Origin of the sequence: Leeuwenhoekiella sp. CH_XMU1409-2 (assembly GCF_037029365.1) — a bacterium.
Classification (GTDB): Bacteria; Bacteroidota; Bacteroidia; order Flavobacteriales; family Flavobacteriaceae; genus Leeuwenhoekiella; species Leeuwenhoekiella blandensis.
In genome coordinates this window covers 48,201-70,288 of the sequence record NZ_JAYMEI010000016.1, presented here as the reverse complement: position 1 = coordinate 70,288, position 22,088 = coordinate 48,201, and the positions used below count along the sequence as shown (strand labels likewise).

At 39.2% G+C, this 22,088-nt stretch carries 12 protein-coding genes; all 12 read right to left on the bottom strand.

The window, feature by feature from the left end:
- Positions 1 to 28: 28 nt before the first annotated feature.
- Genes WA338_RS15465 through vgrG form a run of 12 tightly spaced genes read right to left on the bottom strand, consistent with a single transcriptional unit; the run spans position 29 to position 22,081 of the window.
- A complete protein-coding gene (locus tag WA338_RS15465) occupies positions 29 to 1,354 on the bottom strand; it encodes an ATP-binding protein (RefSeq protein ID WP_009780088.1) in 1,326 nt (441 codons plus the stop codon).
- 5 nt (positions 1,355 to 1,359) lie between these two features.
- Positions 1,360 to 2,181 (bottom strand): N-acetylmuramidase family protein, encoded by an 822-nt coding sequence (locus WA338_RS15460; RefSeq protein WP_336094074.1) that lies wholly within the window; start codon positions 2,179 to 2,181, stop codon positions 1,360 to 1,362.
- 36 nt (positions 2,182 to 2,217) lie between these two features.
- The gene (locus WA338_RS15455) at positions 2,218 to 6,771 is read right to left on the bottom strand and encodes an eCIS core domain-containing protein (RefSeq protein WP_336094072.1); all 4,554 of its coding nucleotides are present in this window, start codon (positions 6,769 to 6,771) and stop codon (positions 2,218 to 2,220) included.
- 12 nt (positions 6,772 to 6,783) lie between these two features.
- Complete coding sequence (locus WA338_RS15450; protein WP_009780091.1) at positions 6,784 to 7,107, bottom strand: hypothetical protein; 324 nt, start codon at positions 7,105 to 7,107, stop codon at positions 6,784 to 6,786.
- Positions 7,108 to 7,119: 12 nt separating this feature from the next.
- A complete protein-coding gene (locus tag WA338_RS15445; protein ID WP_009780092.1) occupies positions 7,120 to 7,566 on the bottom strand; it encodes a hypothetical protein in 447 nt (148 codons plus the stop codon).
- 10 nt (positions 7,567 to 7,576) lie between these two features.
- Positions 7,577 to 9,103: a contractile injection system tape measure protein gene (locus WA338_RS15440; RefSeq protein ID WP_336094069.1), complete on the bottom strand. Its 1,527-nt coding sequence runs from the start codon at positions 9,101 to 9,103 to the stop codon at positions 7,577 to 7,579.
- Between the two features lie 3 nt (positions 9,104 to 9,106).
- On the bottom strand, positions 9,107 to 13,825 hold the full coding sequence (locus tag WA338_RS15435; protein WP_272985596.1) for a hypothetical protein: 4,719 nt from the start codon (positions 13,823 to 13,825) through the stop codon (positions 9,107 to 9,109).
- Between the two features lie 11 nt (positions 13,826 to 13,836).
- The gene (locus WA338_RS15430) at positions 13,837 to 16,539 is read right to left on the bottom strand and encodes a hypothetical protein (RefSeq protein WP_272985595.1); all 2,703 of its coding nucleotides are present in this window, start codon (positions 16,537 to 16,539) and stop codon (positions 13,837 to 13,839) included.
- Entirely contained in the window at positions 16,533 to 19,616 is a 3,084-nt protein-coding gene (locus WA338_RS15425; protein ID WP_272985594.1) for a baseplate J/gp47 family protein, read from the bottom strand. The genes WA338_RS15430 and WA338_RS15425 overlap by 7 nt, the downstream gene beginning before the upstream one ends.
- 3 nt (positions 19,617 to 19,619) lie before the next feature.
- Positions 19,620 to 20,033, bottom strand: a complete 414-nt coding sequence (locus tag WA338_RS15420) for a GPW/gp25 family protein (protein ID WP_272985593.1) — start codon at positions 20,031 to 20,033, stop codon at positions 19,620 to 19,622.
- Between the two features lie 10 nt (positions 20,034 to 20,043).
- The gene (locus WA338_RS15415; protein ID WP_272985592.1) at positions 20,044 to 20,343 is read right to left on the bottom strand and encodes a PAAR domain-containing protein; all 300 of its coding nucleotides are present in this window, start codon (positions 20,341 to 20,343) and stop codon (positions 20,044 to 20,046) included.
- A gap of 4 nt (positions 20,344 to 20,347) precedes the next feature.
- Positions 20,348 to 22,081 (bottom strand): type VI secretion system tip protein VgrG, encoded by a 1,734-nt coding sequence (gene vgrG / locus WA338_RS15410; protein WP_272985590.1) that lies wholly within the window; start codon positions 22,079 to 22,081, stop codon positions 20,348 to 20,350.
- Positions 22,082 to 22,088 lie beyond the last annotated feature (7 nt).

Here is a 22,088-nt window from a genome sequence, read left to right as displayed (position 1 = left end):
GTGCCGTATAAGTCTTAATCAAATATAGCTAAAACATCTTTTCTTCTTTTTTGTATTCGCGCTTGAGTGCTCTGAGCAAAATGTCTTTAGTAATGATCTGGGTGTTTTGATCTAAAGCTTGTAAACAACAGTAATGCATAACATTGCTAATATGCGCACCCGTAATATCGTAGGTTTTTGCAATGATCTTTAGATCGATCGCTTTTTCAAATTTGAATCCTTTGGGCAGTGCTTTTTTCCAGAGAACCAAACGTTCCTCATATTCCGGCGGTGTAAAGTGAACCAATGCCTGAAAGCGTCTGGTAAATGCTGCATCAATATTATTTTTAAAATTGGAGGCTAAAATGACGAGTCCGGGATGCTCTTCTAAACGTTGTAGAAGATAGGAAACTTCTTGGTTGGCATATTTGTCATGCGCATCGCGCACTTGAGTGCGTTTACCAAAAATAGCATCGGCTTCGTCAAAGAAAAGAATCCAGTTTTTATACTGGGCTTTGTCAAAAAGTTTAGCCAAGTTTTTTTCGGTCTCACCGATGTATTTTGAAACTACGGTTGAAAGATCGATACGGTAAACTTCGCGGTCTGTATATTTTCCCAAGAGACTTGCGGTTAACGTCTTTCCTGTTCCGGGCGGACCGTGAAAAAGTACGCGATAGCCTTGCTTAAATCTGCTTGTCGTGTGGTGTTTTTGCTGAAGCGTTTCGTTATGTTTCAACCATATTTCAAGGTCCCGAATTTCTTGTCGGGTTTCGGCATTAAGAACCAAATCATCCCAGGTAAGTTGTGTTTCGATCTTTGAAGCAGGAAACTCAATGCTTAACTCAGGTTCTGGTATGTTACCTGTAATGAGCAAAGCCGTGTATTCAGCATCTAAAATCAATGCTCCACTCATTTTGGGTTCGTTCTTTTCGGGCTTTTCTAGTTGAATGATCTTATTTGCGATAAGTTTACTATGCTTATCAAAATATTGCCAGCTTTGGACTCTCGCTTCTATATTTACCCCTGCGATGAGAAACAGTGCAGTCTCTGCAGTGGGTAAGATGCCACGGTGATTTTTGCCTTGTATTCCTCCAAGTTCGGGAAGCTCGCCACCATCAGGGTAAACTTGATTCACACAAAATTTTAGAAGTTCTGGTGAAAGGTTAGGAGCCATCACAAGTAAGAGTATTGCGATTTCTGCAGAATCTAATTCTAAGACTATGATAAGTTGTTTTAATAGCGAGTCGGGGAGGGCTTTACGATCTAATTGTGGTGCTTCGTCAAAGCTCAAATCAGGATTTCTCAATCGCCAAATTACAAGCTCTTGCAAATGCTGCATAATTGTATCAAAACCTAAACGTTGTATTGTACTCATAAGGCTTATGAGTATTTAGCATAGGCTTTTGCCAGTTTAATATCGTATTTGTTTGCAGCGTAACCGGGACCGTTATAGCCTCTGGCGAAAGCTGCCCAATTTTTTGAGCGTAAATGTTTCAGGAGTTTATTGACCTCTAAAAACTTCCCAAAAGCCGCCAGATGTTCGCGCTCGTGTTCAAACATTTTTTCTACAAATGCATCAACCGAAGTATAGCCTAAACTTTTAAAATGATAGCCCATTATTTGAAACATCCCCCAAGATGCCGAAGCTTGAGCCGAAGCTTTAAAGTCAGGATGGTCACCTAAAGCCGCAGCTTTATTCATACGGTCGTATTCTCCCAAACCGCCCACATAATAAATGCGTGTCCATTTTTTATAAAGCACATTAGCGCTCTCTTCAGAAACATAGTTTTTGGGATCTATTCCTTTAGCTTCTAATTGTCGCCAAAAAATATGACCTTCAAAAAGAATACGCGGTTTATCACCTACCAGAAAACCTTTACCGTTACTCTCAATTTCATTGACAGCTTTTACCGCAGCCAATTCTAAGTCATAGCGCTGCGCGAAATCAATCAGATCTTGTTCACTAAGCAATTTTGAATTTGCATCAAAAATTTGATTTTCCTGAGCCAGCAGTTTACTCCAAGTCTTTAAGCCTACGATGCCGTCAACAACCAGATTATTTTTTTGCTGAAAGTCTTTAACAGCATTATTGGTGTCTAAGCCAAAATAGGTAGAGACGTAAACCTCATAACCTAATTTCTGCAGGAGTTCTTCTAAAAAATATACTTCTTGACCTCTAGAGCGATAGCGTAATGTTTTCATGGTGTTGATGGGTTAGTTTTTCAGACTTTAAATTAGTTATTTTTCTTTTAAAAGCTTGTTTATGAGATCTGTATATCCCGTGTCAATACCTATGCTTTTGGTGATGTTCTTTTCTTTCTCACCAGCTTCAGGATTATCTGAGTCCATAATTTTGCTATTAACTTTATAAAGCACATTTTGAAACTGTCCTGGTTTTCCTAAGATATCTTTTCTTACAAGTGTGGTAAGGTCGTTGGCCATATCTCTATTGATATCAGTCACCTGCAGTTCATTGTCTTTTTTAGCTTCTTCATTAATCATAGCTTGTAAAGCAGAACGATTTGCTTTTTCTCCTCGTATTGTAGCCTTTACAGACATATCAAAATTAGCTGTACGATGTGTCGAACTAGGGTTAGACAGAAGGTTGGCAATAGTATCTTCTTTACCTTTCATATCTTTTGTATTATATAGTGGTGAACTTGGGTAAATATTCATCGCACTATTTTTACCAGATCCTCCAAAGCGATCAGCGATAAGATGGGCATTGTGGAAACCTGCTTGTGCACTATCTGTTTTTCCTCTACCTCCACCAGTAGGCTTTAATTTGAGACGTTCTCCTTTTACTTGTCGTGTTTCAATTTCGTCAGGGCTGCCCTCTAAGGCCTGCGCGTAGGTAATGTCTATTCTAAATTTAGGATCAATCCCTTCTTTTATTTCTTTACCTTCATCATCATATTTCTTAGTATGATATTCGACAATATATTTTCCATTTTCTTCCCAGACTTTTTTCTTTTTTGGAATATAATTGGTGTGTTCTGGCGTACTTGAACCACTACTTGAACCTAACTTCAATTTTCCTTCCTCGTCAAAAGAGAGTTTAGGGAATGCATCGGAAGCTTCTTTTCGAACAATAATCTTTTTGTTATTGCTTGAGCTAAAATGATATCCACTGGTATTAACTAACGCTTCGTGATTTTGCCCATAGACGCTTAGCTCTGTATTATTCTTTTTGAGGTATTTTTTTCCTATCTCTTGTAACATTGCATTATCACCGGTTCCGACAGATCCTGGTTCTACTCCAATAGTTTCCAAATCATCTGCTGTAGAAATAAGCTTTTGTTCTAATTTCTCTTTACAGTTATCAATTTTAGTGGCGTCAGGTGCACCCTTAGCTTCTTCCTTGTTTATTTTTCTTGTAATTGCTCTGGTTTCACTTAAATAGGTATCAATATTAGCCTCGGCAACCAATCGTTTGTTTTTTTCTTCTCCATCATCCATGGCTTGTGTTTCTTGTTTTGCTTTGAGCAATCGCTCACCTACAAGCTGCTTTTCGCTTTGAACCATGATCTCTGTTTTTCCGCCTTTTTCCTCCAGAAAAACTTTGTGCGCTTTACCATCTTTTGTTTTAAAGCGTTTTTTGATACCTAACCAGTCTACAAATTTTCCAGCAGCTGCTTTTCCTTTACGCACTAATTTTGAAAACGCCTTCTTTGCCTTAAGAATCAGTTTATCAATAGCCTTGTCTATGCGTTGACGTATGCGCTGAATGAGGTTTTGTACTTTGCGAGCGAGTCCGCTGATGCCTAACAACGAAGCTAGGAAGCCAATGATTACGGGTACGGCACGCCCCAATGCTTCTTCAATTTTAGAGGCAATAGCCCCAACGTTTCCTGAAGCCACTGCTTTTACACCTTCGATAAATGCATTGACCAAAGCCATAATTTGACTTCCCCGTTCTATAAAGAATTTGACAATGTCGATGATCATCATCGCGGCTTTGACAAAGGCACCCGCCGGACTCATCAATCCTAAAACCCATTTGATTCCGGCGTCAACAACGGTGGTAATGATCATATCTTGTATGCCTTCGATCACCGTTTCTTTTAGATCAGTAAACTGTTCTTTAATGTATTCCCAAATACCGGCAATTCCTTCGGTTCTGATGATTTGAAAAAGTTCAAAACCCAGTTCTAAAGCTTGTACTACCGGTTCACCCAGAAGTTTTACTGCTTTTTGTCGCATATAATCCCAGGTGAGCCCGAGGACTTGCATTACCAGACTAAATATTCCTTTCAAGCTGAAGATGTCTTCCGGGATTGTAATTCCCATTGGCCCTAAGGCACCGGTTAACCACGTCACTAAACCATTCATCAAGTGCGTCATGATGTTGGTACCGAAATTCAAAAAGCCTTCTTTCACACCGCGTATCAAATTCATCAAAAACCCGATAGGATCAGATATGATCGCACCTATCGCTTCTAGTGCTGCACTCAATAAATTAGTGAGCATATTCTTGATATTGATGATCGTTTGAATGACGCCCATAACAGCACCCATCGCCATATCAATAAGTCCGCGATTTTCCGCTTGCATTTCTTCAATACGCGCATCTATTTCAGCAAGACTTTCCTGATATTGTTGTGCGAGAGATTCAATAAGTTCGTCTTGCTTGCTATTTACAGCATTTTCTAGGTCGTCAAACCTGCTTTGAATAGTTCCCGCGGCTTCCTCGGCGATATCCTGAAGCTCCTGAGGCTGACTTGCAACATAGTCTGCAATTTGTTGTTTGCCTTCAGTAATCTTGGTTTTTGCTTCGGTGAGTTTCTGAGCGATATATTCCGCCATACTTGTAAGCTCACTATCCATCGCTTCGATGTATTTTTCTCTGCCTTCTTCAAAAAAGGCATTGACTTCTTCGGGTAAACCGGTAAATGCATCTCCCACCCAAGTGACCGCACCACCTGGACCACTGTAGCGTTCAGCTTTATAAGCATCAATTTTGCGTGCTACATAATCCTCAAATACCTTCTTGGCCTTTTCTGCTGCAGTGGTAAACTTAGATGCAACCTGCTCTTCGAGTTCACTTAAAATAGTCTCAACTGCATTTTTTGTGCTTTCAAACAGCATATTGATTTCTGATGCAATGCGTTCTCGGGCAGCGCTGTTAGCAGTTGCTGTGTTTTGTTGCTCCAGTTGAGCACTTCCCAGCGAGGCAGCTCTGCTGTTATGCATAGCGTTAAGTTGGGAATTGCTGTTTTGCTGCGCAGAATTTTGTGCGGAAGTTAAACTTGCGTGCTCTGAGGCTCTAAATGCTGCAGGAGCTTGATTCGCGTGGTCACGAGCTTCGTTCGTTGCGTTTAATGCGTTACCGAAGGCAGGTTCGTTGCTGTTATGAAGCATATCGTCAGTGACTTGATTTGCCTCTAATTGCTGATCTATTTCATTTACGTTTTGTTGTAAAGGAGCCTGTACTTGACTGTCAGGACGGGGAGGAGGTGCAGCTGCGTTTGCGTTTACAGTTGCGGGTCGCTGACCTACGGGAGCCTCAGGAATGTTTGCAACCTCACGTTGTGCAACCGAATTAGGATCTGGTGCTGTGCTTGTCGCTTGGTTAATCGCTCCAGATGCTTGCTGACTTTCTGCATTGGCCATCCCAACTCCGGCTTGAGTGACCGAATCAATATCATTATTGCTCTCAAAGTCATCTGCCTCTTCTTCATTTGCCGGAAGTTGCATCGCCTCAATACGTTCCATCAGGCGATTTTTGAAACTTACAGCATCAAAAACTCCCGGTTCTTGCGCATTCATTACCTCAACTTGATTGGCTTGAGCACCGCCCATTTGTTCATTAGCAGCGCGTGGTGCAGCTGCCGCACCAGCTTGAGCAGAAACGTCGGCATCGGGCGTTGTTTGAGCAGCCCTTGATCTGTTTGTTATAGATTCGGTTAATTCCTGAAAGGCTTCATTTTCTTGAGCAGAAGTAGGGTATTTAGGATCTTGAGTTTCGGTTTGTGCTGAATTCTCTTGAGATTGAAACCCTTCTTTCTTTGTTTCTTCTGAATTTTGCTTCACAGGTTCTGAAATAGAATCCTGCTTTGGAACTGCTGTTTCCTTTGATGAAACAGTTGCCTTATTAGGTTTTACCGAATTGATTTTTATCGATTTGTTAGTAGCAATTGCACCTTGCTGAATCGTATGCGTCAATTCGTGTGCAAGCAAGCCATCACCTTCGGGTGATCCAGGCGTATATTTTCCCTCATTAAAGTAAATATCACGACCAGAAGTGAATGCTTGCGCTCCAAGATCTGCACTCATTTTTTGGGCATTGGCATCGGTGTGAATACGCACATCAGACAAGTTGGTGCCGAAATTCTGCTCCATTCTGGTTTGCGTAGCCGGAGCCATAGGTTCGCCATTATGCTTATTATTTTTTAACCGTTCCTGAATACTTGTAGATGGAGTGGCAGTAGTTTGCGATTTTGCTTGAAGGGTTTCTTCCTCATTTTCTTCAGTTTTAGCTTGTACTGTTTCCTCTTCTTCTTTTGCCTGAACAGTTTCTTCCTCTTCACTTTTTTTCTGAACCTGGTCTTCCTCCAGCGCTTTGAGTTGAATCCCCGGTTTTATGGTTTGTGCGAGCGGCTTCTGTTGGACTTTGGTTGCTGAATTTCCATGGGTGTTTTCAACAACTTGTTGCGCTACCGTATCTGCTTCCTGCTCATACTTATCTCCAGATTGCCCCATTTTGAGCTTTGCCTGAACTTTAAAAAAGGCAGCTTTAGAAGGTTTTTTGGTATCTGTAGACGGAGTTCTATTTTTAGCAAAAGCAGGCATAACTTAAACTTTTTACAGAATTAGGGTTACTGCTTTACTCACAATGAGTTTAATAGCGGCGTTCTTAAAAAGACCTATTTTTATCTTTGACACACCAGCTTTTTCAAGGGTTTGAATGATCAAAAGGTCTTTTTGACTTTGCAGTAAAAGTTCAAATTCTGCAGGAGTGATGGCACCTTGATTGAGTAATAAAACCCAGCGTTCTAATTTATCTTTTGACTGCTCTAAGAACAGATCAACATCGTTTTTAATAAGGCTGCTTTCTTCATCAAAGCGTTCTTTGACCAAATCAAGAATTCCCGCTTTTATCGATTTGTAGAGTTCTTTAAAATCCATAATTCAAATTTTTCACATCGTGATTAAGTCTAACAAAGCAAGCTTAGACTGTTCGTTCTTTTTATTTTCATAATTCGCCATCAGATCAAAGATCTTGGCAACTTGCGGCTTAAATTCAGCCTTAAAAGCAGTGCTTAAAGTGCCTTGTGTTTCCCATAAATCCAGAAATTGTTGGATGCTGCTTGCGTCGCTTTGCAAATACTGCCACATCTGTATGGTAATTTCATTCTTCGATTTAGCCTTTTCATAGCTTACCATCATATCAATTTTATTGATCAGTGCCTGAGCAGCGACTTTGTGTTGCTGGTATTCTTGATCTGAAACTTCAACCAGACTTAAGGCATTGGCTTTAGTCTCAAGGGTTTCAGTAAAACTGTATTGATCATAAAAAGAAGTGCCACAGCTCGATAGCAAAAAGCAGATGAGAAGGCTAGAACTTAATAATTTGAGTGTTTTCATAGCGTAGTATTTACCAGGTTACATAAATCATTTTTTTGAGCCAAGGGAGTTTTACCATAGACAGCCCCCAAGGCAATTGATCGAGTAGAATGTCTGCAGTTTGCCGCTCGATAAAGAGTTCGATTTTTTCATCGGTTGTGACCCATTTTCCAGAGCGGGTTAAAAATTGTCCGCGCAGTCCCGATGCCGTTGTATTTTTTAAGGCACTCCAATAGTTGAGTACGGTTTGAATGAGATTAAACGCTTCCTGTTTATGCTTTTCTAGCAAGACGCTTTCTTTTTTTATGGGGTACGAACTAGGAACACCACATAATTGTTTAGCGGCGCCAAGTTGCTGTTCACTTACATTTTCTTCACCTGTGGCAATAAAATGCAGTAATTGTACAACGAGATCATAATGTTCTTCAGCAATCTGTTTTTGCGGATTTAGTACACCTAATTCTTCAAATAAAATGGAGAGGAAGGGATGCAGCAAAATGAGACCGCAGTTGGGCAGAATCAAACCTTGAGATTCATCAGTTTCTACCGAATTGTTCTCGATTGATTGTTGTTGTTCAATAGTATCATCAGAATCAAGTGTTGGTCTTTGATGCTGAAATTTTACAGGAGTAGATTTCAGTCTTTTTTCGATCTCTTTTCTAGAGATATCGTTGCTTTTGTGGAAACTTATTTTTTCTGACGGCTGAAAAACCAAGGTCGCCTTTTCAAGATTTTGAAAAGAGGCTATTAAAACTGTTGGTGTAAAGCTTATATTAATTTTCAGGTTGAAAAAGTTAGAAAGACTCTGAAGCGTTTCAAGTGATAAACCGCTTTTTGATTTATAATGTTCAAAAAGCTTGATCAAGCGTCGTTCGCGTTCTAAAGCTGATAAGCGATCGTATTGAAACAGACTCGATCCTAATTCTTCAAATATGTTTTTTTCTTCAACTTTAGAGACTAAAGCGACCAAGCCATTGACTCTACTTTTCGGTATTTTTTTTAATTCGGCATAAGTACGCCAAACCGTCAACATAAATTTTGGATGCTCTGCAAATTGATATACTAATCGTTTTTGAGTTTCAGTTTTACTTAAACATTCGGTAAGTGAATGTGGCTGTGTTTCTTTTAAAAATAAAGTCAGTGCTACAAGATTCAAAGTTTCTCTTTCAGCAAAAAACCAAGGATACCTTCCATTTTCTAAGAAATAAATAAAAGCCTTATAGTTCCGCTCTTTTTTATCGTTAATCAGCTGATTGTTATTAGATAAGTCATTTCTATTTAAACTTAAAGTTTCAGTAGTTTTAGTGCTTATTTTACGGGTGATTTCCGATAAATTAGATTCTTTTAAAAAGTCTTTTTCAAAAGCGATAGCGACTTTATCTATAGTGTAAAACTCATCTGAAGTGTCTAATACGTCAAAAGCTTTACTTAAATGCGTACTGAGTTTTATAGTTATGAATTGGCCTATATTTTGTTTTAAGCGCAAAGCTTCCTCCATCGAGCTGCAATCGACTTCTACAAATACTTTATTGATGATATGTGTGGGCTGTGTAGTCATAGCTTAGCTTGTCCATCTCAGTAATTGATCAAAATGAATTTGATAGCGGTCTACTTTAAAATGAGCACTATACTCGTTAAGTAACGCGTACCAATTTTCATATTTAATTCCTTCAAGTAGACTTATGGCAATATCAAACTGTGGATTGAATTGGTTTTCAATTAAGTTTAAAATTGAGAAGATCAAGTCATTATCAAGAAACTGTTCGTCTCGGCAATAAATACTGAGATAAAATAATTCCTGCAGTTTGAGGTATAGGTTGAAATAAGGCTGGCGTTGTTCTGGTTTGTTACGGAATATTTGCTCAGCGATCTCAGAAAAAATTAGTTCTAATTTTTCTTTTAAACCGGTATCATAATCACCTTTGAAAAAGTCTGGCTGACTGATTAAAGCATCATAGATTTCTACAACTTGCTGCCCTATATCTCTGATATTTTGATCATCGATTTGTTTAAGTGCAGTTGTGAGCTCTTCCTTATTTTTATTCAGTTTTTCTAGCACTTCATTTGTGCAAGTATCAGGTTCTGGATCAGGTTCTGGATCAGGCTCGGGTGTTGGGTCTGGTTCTGGATCCGGATCAGGACTGTCTGTTTCTAAAGCCGGGATTATAACTTCTTGATATTCAGATTTAAGTGTGCCACAAGCTAAAGTTTTAACAACCACCTGTATTTTTAAGTGTTGCTCTCTTTCCTCTTGTGGAATTTCAAAAACAGGTTCTGCGGTGGATGCGAGTAGCTCTTCATCGTTAAACCAACTGAATTCTTCCGCCTGGATAGCTTCATTGACTTGTAAGACCATTACATTATCCTTTAATTCAGCCTCAAAACTTATGGTTTCCGGAGCATTATACACTTCAATGGTAATGGGATCAATTTCAGCAAAATAAATAGTGTGGTTGCCGGGACCTGCTTCGGCGGGAATAAAATACCAAGTATCATCTTCGTTGTATATCCCTTTTACGTCGTCATTTACAAGTTCAATTTCGCTTCCATCTGGAGTTATCGTAAACGGATGTTTATCTTCATCATTTGCGCAAAATGGGACATTCTCAATACTGACTCGTATTTCTTCCGGCGTATCGATAATAACTTCTAAGGTATATTCAATGGTCGTTGAATCACACAAATCGTTAGATAGCGTGAGTGTAACCGGTATTTCATGAATAGCACTATCAATACTTTGAGGAATAGGAAGATTCACTGTTGGACGTTCGTTAGAATAGGAGCTACCGTTTATGGTCCAATTAAAGCTAAACAAATCGGTATTGAAGTTATTCAGATTTTCGATAGTGAATTGAACGGGAGGTAACGTACTTCCCGGTAAGCCACTCACGCGCTCCGGATTTGTGGTTATGCGAGCTGCTGCTTTTTTGGTTGCTGTAAGGTTGGCTGTGGTCAATTGACCATTTACCGTAAACTGAATAGGTGTATCAAAGGCATTAAGCTGATACGGCGTAATAAAAAGTTCAGTTTCTGAAAAGCGAATACCTTCAATATTTTTATTGAGCAATGCTAAAATTCCATCGGCCGGACTTTTGGTAAAACCAATCTTAATTTCAGTTTCAGCATTGGTGTCTATACATATCCTACTTTGGTCTAGAATAAGGCTGCTGCTAGTCGCTGCGTCAGGAATTATAAAGCCTATAGGCGCACAATCTGAACAACACAAGTAAGGCAGTGCAAAATCTGCAACTACAGTGTTTCTGGGAATTTCTTTATCGTTGGAATTGCTTAAAGCACCCGTGTAAACCATAACGAAGGTTCCTCCAATGGGAACACCGGCTTTATGCTCAAGACCCGGATGTTTTCTCGCAAAGTTTGAGAAAATAAGTTCGTCAAGAATTTCTTCTTTTTTGGTCTGAATTTCATTCAGAATAATCTCTAAAGAAGATGCGGCACAGCAATTGGCTTCAAGACGGTCTAGCATAAACGTATAAAGCGTCTCATACCCAATATGTGTATATTCAGCTTTTGGATTGTAGAAGATCTCGTTGATGATCGCGCGAGACTTTTTAGCATAAGTACATAAGTCCTGCATCGCTGCACTGAATTTTTCTTTAAGATCATCGCTTACATCATCCAGATTTTCTGGAATGTAAGAACTTACGATCTGTAGACGTGAGAGAATTCCGTTAGGAATGGTAAAACCTACTTTCAACAGATTTTGTTGCTCAGGATCTATTCTGGGATAAAGTTCTTTTCGTTTAAGGTCTATGGCTTTTTCAATTTCGGTAGCGCTGCCAATAAATCCTTTATCAAGAATACTATTCATCACATAGCCAAGGTCTGTAGCTTCCTTTTTTAAATTCTCAGTAACGGTAGCATTCACCTTAGATTCTTTTACAAAGGGAGTGTAGGCCTTTACACCGGTATTGAGTAAAACATTAAAGCTAGATTCTGATTTCTTTTCAGTTTCCCTAGTGGATACTTTCATCAGTTTCGGCTGACTACTCACACGTTTAATAGCATCCTTAGTGTATATTTTAGCTTCATCTCTGTTGAGCACTTCAAGTTTCTCGCCTAAAACCAAAAACGGGGTTTGATATTCATTTAATACTTCTTCAATAGAAGCTCCTTTAGCGATGCTGTTTTGTGCTTTATCTAATAATGCAATTAAGGGTTCACGATCGCTTTTATCTCGTTCAGCTAACAAATCGGCATTGATATTAAGCTTTCCTAAAATGGATATTTGGTTATTAGAGAATAAAAAATCTTTTGGTTTTTTGATTTTATCCGGGTTAACCAAGACGTCTTTATCCAATAGATCATCGCGATCAAATTGCTCAAAAGCATAATTGTGATTACCTAGATCGTCAACATTGAAACCACTAAAAAACGCTGTAATATCTTTATTGATACAGTTTTGTTCTTCGCGCCAGGTTTTTAAATCGGTATGCAGGTAATTGAAATGACAATTGTATTCATCAAGATCGATGTCTTCAATTTCCTGATCAATATTGATCGCTTTTACGTCAAAATTGAGTCCGTACGTTTTCTTATACTGTTCTATTTCTTTTAAAGCTTCATCGTACGCCATACCGTGAATTCCTTCGATTCTTAAAAAATCAAAACTGCTTAGATCATATTTTAAAGGTTCCTGATAGGCGCTATGATTTGCTAAATACTTTTTATGATAACTCAACTGAAATGTTTCATTAAAGCTCTGGGTAAGTTTAAAATTCCACTGTAAGACCAAATCATCTGAAGGTGTATAGTAAAACGGAATAGCACCCCCGTCTGTATTTGAGGAATAACTTTGGGAAGGTGTGATTTCTAAACTCACAGGAACATTCCCCTCAAATGCTTTTAAGAGTAAGAGCATTTTGTGCAATAAGAATTCTGCTTTTTTAAGAGGAAGCCTGGCAGAAGCACCAACTGAAGCAGGGTAGAAGCGATGTCTATATTTTCTTAACCTTGATCTGTCGTTAGGTTTGCCTAAAATCAAATGCTTAGGAAAGGCTTCAATATCAGGACAACATTCACTTTGAATTTCTAAAAGCAATTCGCGTAGTGCATTGTAAACCGAAACCAAATCTGAAACGTGATCATATCGGTATTGTACATCAGTCATTTCATCCTCTACAACAGCATCCAGTGCTTTAATACTGGACTCCAGTAATGATGAAGCATTTGTGAAATTTAAGAGTGCTCCAAAATTCTCAAGTATAGTGGTTAAAGCTTCTTGCAACTGCGGAATTACAACTCTTATTTTTTCTTCATAAGTGTTTGCGAGCGCAACATAAGATTTAGTGTTAACCGTTGTTTCAGATTGTGTCTTAACACTATTTGAAGTAAAGGAACCAATTCGGTCAAAATTTCGCTCTAAGGTTTTTGCTCCCAGCGTGAGCGCAGGCTTTTTAGAAAAGTTGAAACCGCTTGTATAGTTCCCTATAATTTCTTTTTGATATTTACCGGTTAGCTGAAGGTCTTTTCTCAACTTGGATACATCTAACAAATCCATAAAATCAACCTTTATTGCCGTTTCAACCTCTTTTGCACCGCTGTTGAGTAAAACACGAGGCATTTTAATAGGCGCAAGCTTTTTATAGCTATCGAGAATATCATATTTGCGATAGATACTATCATTGGATAGCATTTGTTTCATATCTTCTTCAGCAACAAGTAAAACCCGTAATCGTTGAACTTGTTGTTCTCCTAAATTATCACAATTGGTTTCGGTACAAATGTCAGGAGTTTTAGGATAAGCTTCGAGGTAGAGCATCACCACTTTATCAGTTAAATCGAGTGTGGTGAGCGAACTATCAGTAGGTTTAGAATTTCCTTCAGAAACCAACTCGTAAAGCGGGATAGTATTTGATGAGTCGCTATCAGAAGTCCCAGCTTTAAAGGCTTTGTATCTGGCAAAATTATCATCAAAATTTCTGAAATGTGTATAGCTTACGGCTTCTTTCGCAAGGCTTTTAAAGGTGCTTGTTGATTGCGTTTCACTATCTGTGGTATTCTCTTCCGTGTTAACCAATAATTTGATTAAATCACCATCGGTAGTGATACCGCAGCCCGGAGTTATGGTAATGGTTTTATTGGCAGTATTCAAGCTTACTTCAAAACCACAGGTAATTCCCACCCCGTAAAGAAATACACGGGTTAGGCGGTGTTGATCCTCAAAGTATTCAAGAAATTCATTGAGTTGACCAGAAGTTAATACTTGGTCATCTACAAATGTTCTGTAATCTGGCGTTATTTGTTGAAGTAATGATCGCATAGCCATAGGTTTTAAAGTTTGCCAAGGTGGGTACGTCCCAGAATGACTTTTTGATTTGTTTTTTGCTCGTTAGCTTCAGACTCAGGGGGTGTACAATCGTAGAGGCGGCCTTGATGATAAATGGTGTGCAGACTGCTTATGATTTTATTCAGTGATGTAAGGGCGGCTTCGTCCTGTTTTTGACCACCGTTGGTCTTAGAAAGGAGCCAGTTCTTGTAGGCGGCTTCAAGTAAAACCATCTCGTTTTCTTCCGGTGGGTTTCCATCGGGGTCGGTGTAGTTTTTAGGGTAACCGATCCAGCATATTTTCGGTAGTATATGCGCAGGTAATTCTCTACAGATTAAATCCTCGACATATCTTCTAAAATCAATATTGCCAAAACGTTCGGTCCAACCTGGCAGTACGATACTCACTCTAAAGCTATAGGGATCAAGAGGTTCACACGCTTCTTCTATTTGTTCTTTACAGATGGGTAAAAATGTATCTTCTGCAGCTGTATTTTTGGTCACATCGGGTCGTAAAAGCATATGTTCTATTAAATACATCCCCTCATTACCACTAAAGGATTTGATCAGGTTAAGTACCGCTTTACTGGCTTTGAGTGCATTTGCTTTACTCTTATATTGGGCAATGCGCCGTGCGATGATATAATCTTCACTTTTAGTGTTGGTTACCGTTGGATTAACGAGAACGAAATACCATTTATCTGCATCCTCAGGATTCTTTTTCTTTATTTTTCTGAACTTATAATTGGCACTGTCTGTTGCATAGCGTTTAACCAGAATCAGCTCTTGATGTAAAGCTTCTAGCGTTTTATAATTTTTTGTTGCTGAAGATAAAATGGTTTTTGAACCGTCCTTGATGCGCCAGCGATACTCCAATTTATTATCGGAATCCTTCTCTTCGTAGATCTCGATATAATCTTCAGAAAGGTTTCTACGATCGATGTCTGTAATTCCAAGAAGGAGATACAAACGTTTTTGCAGTGCCGAAATATTGTCGGTATCCCATAAATTGGTTTCTGATTGTTGATACCAATTAAATGCTGCAGATCTTGAATAACTGGTTTCGGCATACTCGCTCAAAAAGCGTTCTTTTGTGGCCAGTACCGCATCATCGGCGAATTCTCCGTATATTTTTTGCATTAAGAAGGCATAATCACCAAAACTTTCTGCAAAACGCGCTAGTAAATGATCTAGAATTTCGTTTCGTTTTTTTTGATTACGATCATCAAAACCGGAGTAGAATAGTGCACTTAGTTGCTCCTCATCCTTATACTTTTCAGAATCTTTCAAGAGCTCTTGCAAGCCTTTGATGTCTGTAAGCGGTTGAGCGAAATAGTTTTGGGTCTTGGTTCCTTTTACCGCCAATACTTCGGAAACATGGCTTAAATGTTTGAAGTAATTTGCTAGGATTTGGTCAAAAAAGAGCAGATACGCCTTCAGTTGTTTTGCTTTCGCTTTATCTTCCGCCGAAGCGTTGCTTTTTAATCCGTACGGGCCAACCCCATAAACCTCGGGAAGATCGTTTTGTATGCTACTCGTTTCAGAAAGATCACTGTAATTGGCTTGAGGAATTTCTAGATGTTTACTCGCGTTACTTACTTTTAATAAATCCAGTTCTTCTGCCTCCTTCAGCTTTTCTTGAAAGGCTTCAACTTTTGCTTCATTTGGCACTATGGGAATAAAGCCTTTAAAAAAACTCCACGAACTCTTATCGCAAAGGGTTGGCTTCTTACCGTTATCAATACAAACCACCCAATTGTCAAGAGATGGTTTTTGATCGTTGCAGGCACCGATACTTATGGCTTTAATATTCTTGACGCCTTTAATAGTGTTGATGATGGCAATTAAATCACTTTGACGAACTTCTGTACGTAATTGCGCATTTTGAACTTCCTCATCAGCCAGAAAACCGTTTTCCAATAATGGACCGTTGAAAATCTCCTTACTTTCATATCCCATTTCAACGAGCTGCTTCAAGGTTTTAGGCCGTATACTCGGAGAAAAATAATTGTCAATAGCTTTAAGTAGAAGTGCTTTTACTTGATTTTCATCAGCCTCAGGGTAAAGCTCAATTTGTGCACAAACTTTAACCGGATGTTGAGTTACCTCAGTAATATGAATAAGATCTTCGCAAAGGTTACGATGCGCTTGATAGCGTCTCATCAGCTCAGGCCGCAGGCTGTTTATGCTGCGTGTTCCATCTAGATCAACAACGAGATCGTAAAGTCCGTTGAGTGATTTTACCTGTTCATCTTCAGCTTTCAGATGCGCATACGCAGAATTCTTTAGAAAGGAACGATAACTCAGTTTAGCATCTTTAGTATTGATATAAAGCTTTTTGTCATGCTTTAATAACCAGGCATTGCGCACGCCCGGAACGTCAATAAACAATTTACGGTAATCGAGATGCGTGACCGGTGAACATCCCAAAATAGCTGAAGCTTCATGAAATTGCTTAACTCCATTTTCTTCCTCTTTAGCAAGCAGCGCTTCTACCGGTAAACTCATACGTTGCCCGAGATCTGTAATGGCATAACACAAAGCCTCAAGTAGTGTAATTCCCGGGTCGTGGGTGTTATAATCTGTCCATAATTTGCTTCCTAAAGCTTCGATATAAGCAATGCCGCTTTTCCGTAGAAAATCAAAATCAAGATCATCGCGTGATGCGGTATCTTTCTTTATCGATATTGGTTTTTGAAGCGTTAGCATGAGATTTCGGTTTGATTTTCAATGATTGCGCAAGAGGTAGCAGCAAGCGCTATGTTGTGCATTTTGGCAGAAACAAGAATTGCCTTTGGCGTAGAAGGGATGATCTCATTTTTGGCCTTTTCCTGATGCATTAACACCACATCGGTTAGATAGTCTACATAGGGCAGCTGCTCAAGATGACTTATGAGCATACTTTTTATAACACTTACACCAAATATTAAGCTGGAAACATCTTCAAAAGCCCAAGGAGAAAGCCATTTTTTTATTGCTTCCTGCAATTCATTTTTATAATAGTAGTCATCATAACCTTTATGAAATTTCACCTTTAGTGAAACCGTAATGGGTTCGTAAACAGGATTTATAACTTGGGGCTTAACAAAGAATGAACTCCTGGCGTTTAGAAAGTCTTGAATTTCATTTAGAAGTGCCGTGCTACAGCGAGGTTCAAAAAGATCGTATGTGGGTTTGTTAATGGTGTTGGGAATAACCACTAAGGTTACATTTCCTGCTGATTTAAACTTTGTCTTGCAGGTATGATTGATGCATTTTACCTTATAAATGTCCGGAAAGTGTTGAAGAACAAGATGCTCATAATCCCAAAGCGTTAGGGCTCTGTCTTTATGGCGAAGACGTTCACTTATGCGTTTGTAGTAGGCCTCTTGAGATTCTTGAGTTTGACCATTAAAACTAGCATAAGGCTGTTTTACGCTTTTGATTTGAGCCAGTCTGGTATTTAATTTACTGATGGTCTCAGCTGGTAATCCATTTTTTAAATGATCTGTTGATGTGGTTGCTAATTGCGCTTTTGCAACTTGCGTATGAATGTTTAAAAACCTGCAAACGGCATCAAAATCACGTGGTGTATGTGCTTGTAACCAAATCTGACCTGATGGCAATAGACTCGATTCAAGTGTGCTGGACTCAGGAAGAGCGATCGTTACAATTCCCGTTTTTAAAAAGTTATCGGTTTCATCTCTAATTATTTCTTGTGTTGAAAGCGGCTTCCAACCTTCATCAGTAAGAACAGACCATTTTATCTTTTCATTTTCGGCAAATGATTCTTTTAAGGTGTTTTCGGTTCCTTCTTTTATTTCAAAAAGAAGATTGATTTGGTTGCCAGGTTTGGCATTGGTTAAACCTAAATGAAGAAAACCACCATGGTCGTATTTTGGAAAAAGTGAGGAGCTTTCAATAATTCCATAAGGATGTATTTGTAGAAGCTTTAGTTCATCTCCAGATTTTTCATCAATTGTCTTGCTTTTATAATCTAAATTTTGCGATGCGTGGTAGCTTAGCGCCAAAGATTCTAAAAGCGGAGTATAAGGCTCATTTGGGATGATCACCTCTGCATTTTGAGCAGCAAGAGCCAAAGCATAAAGTTTTGAATACTGCGCGTGGTAGAAACTTGTATTTAAAGAAATCTTGATCGCTTCCTCTTCAGCTTTTATTCCAGTAGCGCTTAAACTTTTTATATTGATGTCGGTTTCTGAAGATGCCTCCTCAAAAAGGGGATGTTCATTTTTTGAATAATTGGTAGAAAAGCTTTTGTTTTCATCACCTATAGTGATTTGTGCATTAAAATGTGCGCTGCTTTCAACAATTAAGTTTTCAGGATTATTGGTAAAACTTTCTGAAAGTTCAGTCAGATCCTGTAAATCGGTTTGGGAGTCTATGTTATAAATGCTTTTAACATAGGCTCTAGATGAATTGATCGTTCCGCTTCGGTATCCCAAATAATGGATTGCAAAATCATCAGGAAGATTAAGCCAATTCAATCTTAGATTGATTTCGTGCCAGTTTTTCTCATAAAGTTCCGGACATTTAATTTTGAAACTCGACTTTTCAAAGGGACGTGGTCCAAAAGGGTAGAAGGGCTTTGAAGCACTTAAATTCCCCACATCATTGCTGAGTTCGAGATCTGTTAAACCATCAACAGCTACTGTAACTTCTACTTCATTCAAGGAGCAATCCCCAAGTTGCTGTGCCAGATCATAAGCTTCAGGAGAAGTGATAGGAAGTTCAAACTTTACAACAGGATTTTCGTTAGAATAAGCTCCGCTATGAATATCAGCATTAAATTCTATTATTGACTTTTCTGTAGCTTCTATACGGAAAGCAAAATCTATAAAACCTATACCGGTACGCGTTATAAATTCAGGATAAAGGCTTTCGGTCTGTAGTTTAAATGGCCCCAACCATCCTTTTTCTCCTGTAATGTAAATGTTGATGAGCTCGATCAAAGCTTCTTCTGCAATGGTTTGATCTTCGTCAAATGAGGTATGAATACAAACTTGTCTTGTTCCCGAACTCATTTTTAGCACTGAAGCATTTACCGCAAACCCCAAGGTAGCATCAGGCAATGCGGGACGATTTTTAAAAGTATTGGGATATCCAAAGGGTAACCAGAAAGGTTCTTCTTTTAAATCTTCTTCAATACCGTCAAAACTGTTTGTTTTTTGGGTAGCCCTAATTACTTTTTCGGTAGGATCTTTATAAATGCTTTTAATACTTGTGAGCGTTGCTTTATTGAGAACTGTGGTTTGCTCGGTCTCATAAATCCGTGGAGTATTGTTTTCATCTTTTCCTGCTAAAAGCTGTGTTTGTTCAGGTAGGGCATATTGGTCAATATTCTTGGCAAGCTCAAATAGCAAATGCACTTGATCTTTTTGCGCCGGCCTCTTCTGTATCTGAAGTACTTCAGCATAATAAAAATCTAAGTGTCGCTGAGTTATGGCGTTGAACCGAAGTTTTGAATGTTCTAGGAGTTTTAAAAAGCATATGAATAGCGTGAGGTGCGGAGTGACATCTTTATTTATTTCTGCTTGATCTAAGAACGATTGAAGAGTTTCAGCATCTCCTGCCAAGAAAAATTTTTGCCAATCACCCGTTGGATTTTCAGGCGTATGTGTATTGAAAAAATGAATTTCTTTTGCAAAATTATGAGCAAGTTGCATATAATCTGTAAGTTCCAAATCATTCAGATTAACCTTTTTCGGGTCTAGGAATGTCGCAGATCGTTGCGCTTGAGAGGTGCCTCTCAAGTTCATTAAAAAAGTATCTATGCAGGTTGCTGTCATAATCTATTTTAATTCGGTTCCTTCATTGATGTAAAACGGGTAAACCATATTCCCTCTAGAATTGGTTAACCGCACCGTATAATGCACGATCATATGTACTTCTCCTTGAGCAATGCGTGTTTGATCAAAATCAATCTTATTGAGCTCAATGCGTCTTTCGTGATACAGAATAGCCATACGCACGCGGTCTGTTATATAAGTTTGCATACTCATATTGAGACCTTCAAAAACAAAATCACTCAAACTCGACCCGTAATTGGGCAGCATCACACGTTCGCCCAATTTTGTATTTAATAGAATATGGAGACTTTGATTGATATCTTCAATTCCGCTAACGGTCTTGACACTTTTATTCTCACTGCTAAACTCTGGAGGGAAACTCCATCCGGTACCTAAAAATGACTCTTCAATTTTCATAATCTTACTTTTATCCGCCTATATCAACTGTGGGAGCACCAATAGCAATACTGCCGCCGTGTGCTGTTGAGTCTCCCATTCTGGCCGCCGGCATTCCGCCAATCAAAACACTTGTTGAACCTGAAGCGATTACATCAGGAGGTCCTACGCAAACTGCATTGTCTCCAACGCGAGCTGCCGGCATTCCTTCAATAAGTACCGTAGGTTCTCCCGGACCTACTATGGGACCGCCTACGTGAGGCACAGGAGGTGTTCCCGGAGTTTGCATCGGGCAGGTATGCATATCGTTAAGTCGTGCTGCAAATGGCATAGGTTTAATTTATTTGTACTAGTGATCCTTTTAAAACAGCTACTGCAGAAGTTGAAAATTCGGCACCGGCAGCTCCTTCTGCTTTTAATTCTTGTTGGGCTTTTAGTGTAATATTTTGTCCTTCTAAGTTGAGGTCTCCTTGAGCATTTATTGAAATATCACCGCTACTGCTTAGGGCAATTCCATCGCTGTTGAGAGTGATCGTACTATTACCGTTATCATCAATAATGACTTCTTCTGTATCGTCGTTTATAAGCACACTGCGACCTCCCGGAGTTACAATAGAAACTGATTTGCTTTCATCGTTGAATAGCAACTGAATTCCGCTTTGGGTGAAAATTCCTTTTTCGTAATTGTCGTCTGAAGCTGTAAGCGGAGCAGGTTTTGCGCTGCTGTGTAATCCGCCTAAAATTACTGCGTCATTGGGGTCGTCATTGATAAAGCCTACAATGACTTCGTCGTCAATCTCAGGCCTAAACAAAATACCACGTTCTTCACCGGCATCCGGTAAGGCGATACGTGCCCAGATTCCTTCTTCAGCATTATTGATTATGGGAATTTTAACCATAATGCGTTCTTCGGCATTGGGATCATCCTGTATCTGGGTGACTTTACCTATTTGCAGGCCACTTACTGCAGGAACGATACCCGAAGCCGCAGGAGGATTCACATCAAAAGTTTCACTGAACCATTCCGGATTCAAACCATATTGAAGATTTGAGAACCAATTGCCCTCTGTGATTTCGTGGCTTACTGCGGTTATGTAAGCCTTTCCACTAAAGCGCGTGCCCAGGCCTTTCAATTCAACAGTTATTCCCGGTTTTGCAATTGCACTACCTTGCATTTTAATACGTCCTCTATTGTAGGATAGGAGGTGTAGCACCTTTTTAGCATCGGCCCATTCCTGAAGCTCTTCTTCGGTAAGGTTCCCACCGTGATCTAATTTATAATTGTCGAGACCAAGAATTGCTGCTAAATCTGCATTCGACAAATTTCCTTGTTGCACTTCACTAAGTTCTTGAGCTTCTTTTTCACTTACTTCTTGATTATTGCTGTTCCAGCTGTATGCTGTAATTGTTTTTAAAGCGTTACGCGCATCAATCTCTCCATCAAAATCATAAAGGTTGAGGCCATACTCAAGCGTGATAGCAGGATCTGCGGAAATGTCTGGTTTCTTTACTGTGACTGTTTGATCTTCTAGAAAACAAAGTTGACCGTTAATCTGTGCACGAAGGGCTAAAAAATCCCAATCTGAAGTCTGATATTGAATCAATTCGGGATGTACATAGGTTGAGCCTTCGACGGAAGCATTTATGCCAGCGTTTGACAGTATTTCTTCAATAATATCGCTATCGCTGCTCTCGTAGTAATACTTGCTTTTACGACCTAAAGTAAGCTTCACAGCTTCATGTTTACATTCTACAACTAGCACAGCAACCGATTCCCGAATTTTAATACTGTGGCGAATCACCTTACCTTTAAATACAGGCTCCACATCATTGGCGTAACCTGCTAATAGTTCGATCTCACTACCCGGAACAAAATCTTCAGACGAACTCAAATCAAAACTTCCACGAGATACGTCGCCATCAACCAAAACTATCGATGCATACGGAATTCGGTTAACTTCGTGATTGATTACCATAGACTTTACAGATAAAGAAGAACTTTTATCTGTGCCGTTTATCATCAATTTGAAACTAACAATTCCTGTATTTATGGTATTTGCAATGCTCATAAGTATG

Excerpts from the sequence above, each read along its gene's own strand:
- WA338_RS15460 (WP_336094074.1), bottom strand. The coding sequence starts at position 2,181 with ATGAAAACATTACGCTATCGCTCTAGAGGTCAAGAAGTATATTTTTTA.
- WA338_RS15465 (WP_009780088.1), bottom strand. The coding sequence starts at position 1,354 with ATGAGTACAATACAACGTTTAGGTTTTGATACAATTATGCAGCATTTG.
- WA338_RS15425 (WP_272985594.1), bottom strand. The coding sequence starts at position 19,616 with ATGACAGCAACCTGCATAGATACTTTTTTAATGAACTTGAGAGGCACC.
- WA338_RS15415 (WP_272985592.1), bottom strand. The coding sequence starts at position 20,343 with ATGCCATTTGCAGCACGACTTAACGATATGCATACCTGCCCGATGCAA.
- vgrG (WP_272985590.1), bottom strand. The coding sequence starts at position 22,081 with ATGAGCATTGCAAATACCATAAATACAGGAATTGTTAGTTTCAAATTG.
- WA338_RS15435 (WP_272985596.1), bottom strand. The coding sequence starts at position 13,825 with ATGCGATCATTACTTCAACAAATAACGCCAGATTACAGAACATTTGTA.
- WA338_RS15430 (WP_272985595.1), bottom strand. The coding sequence starts at position 16,539 with ATGCTAACGCTTCAAAAACCAATATCGATAAAGAAAGATACCGCATCA.
- WA338_RS15455 (WP_336094072.1), bottom strand. The coding sequence starts at position 6,771 with ATGCCTGCTTTTGCTAAAAATAGAACTCCGTCTACAGATACCAAAAAA.
- WA338_RS15450 (WP_009780091.1), bottom strand. The coding sequence starts at position 7,107 with ATGGATTTTAAAGAACTCTACAAATCGATAAAAGCGGGAATTCTTGAT.
- WA338_RS15440 (WP_336094069.1), bottom strand. The coding sequence starts at position 9,103 with ATGACTACACAGCCCACACATATCATCAATAAAGTATTTGTAGAAGTC.
- WA338_RS15420 (WP_272985593.1), bottom strand. The coding sequence starts at position 20,033 with ATGAAAATTGAAGAGTCATTTTTAGGTACCGGATGGAGTTTCCCTCCA.
- WA338_RS15445 (WP_009780092.1), bottom strand. The coding sequence starts at position 7,566 with ATGAAAACACTCAAATTATTAAGTTCTAGCCTTCTCATCTGCTTTTTG.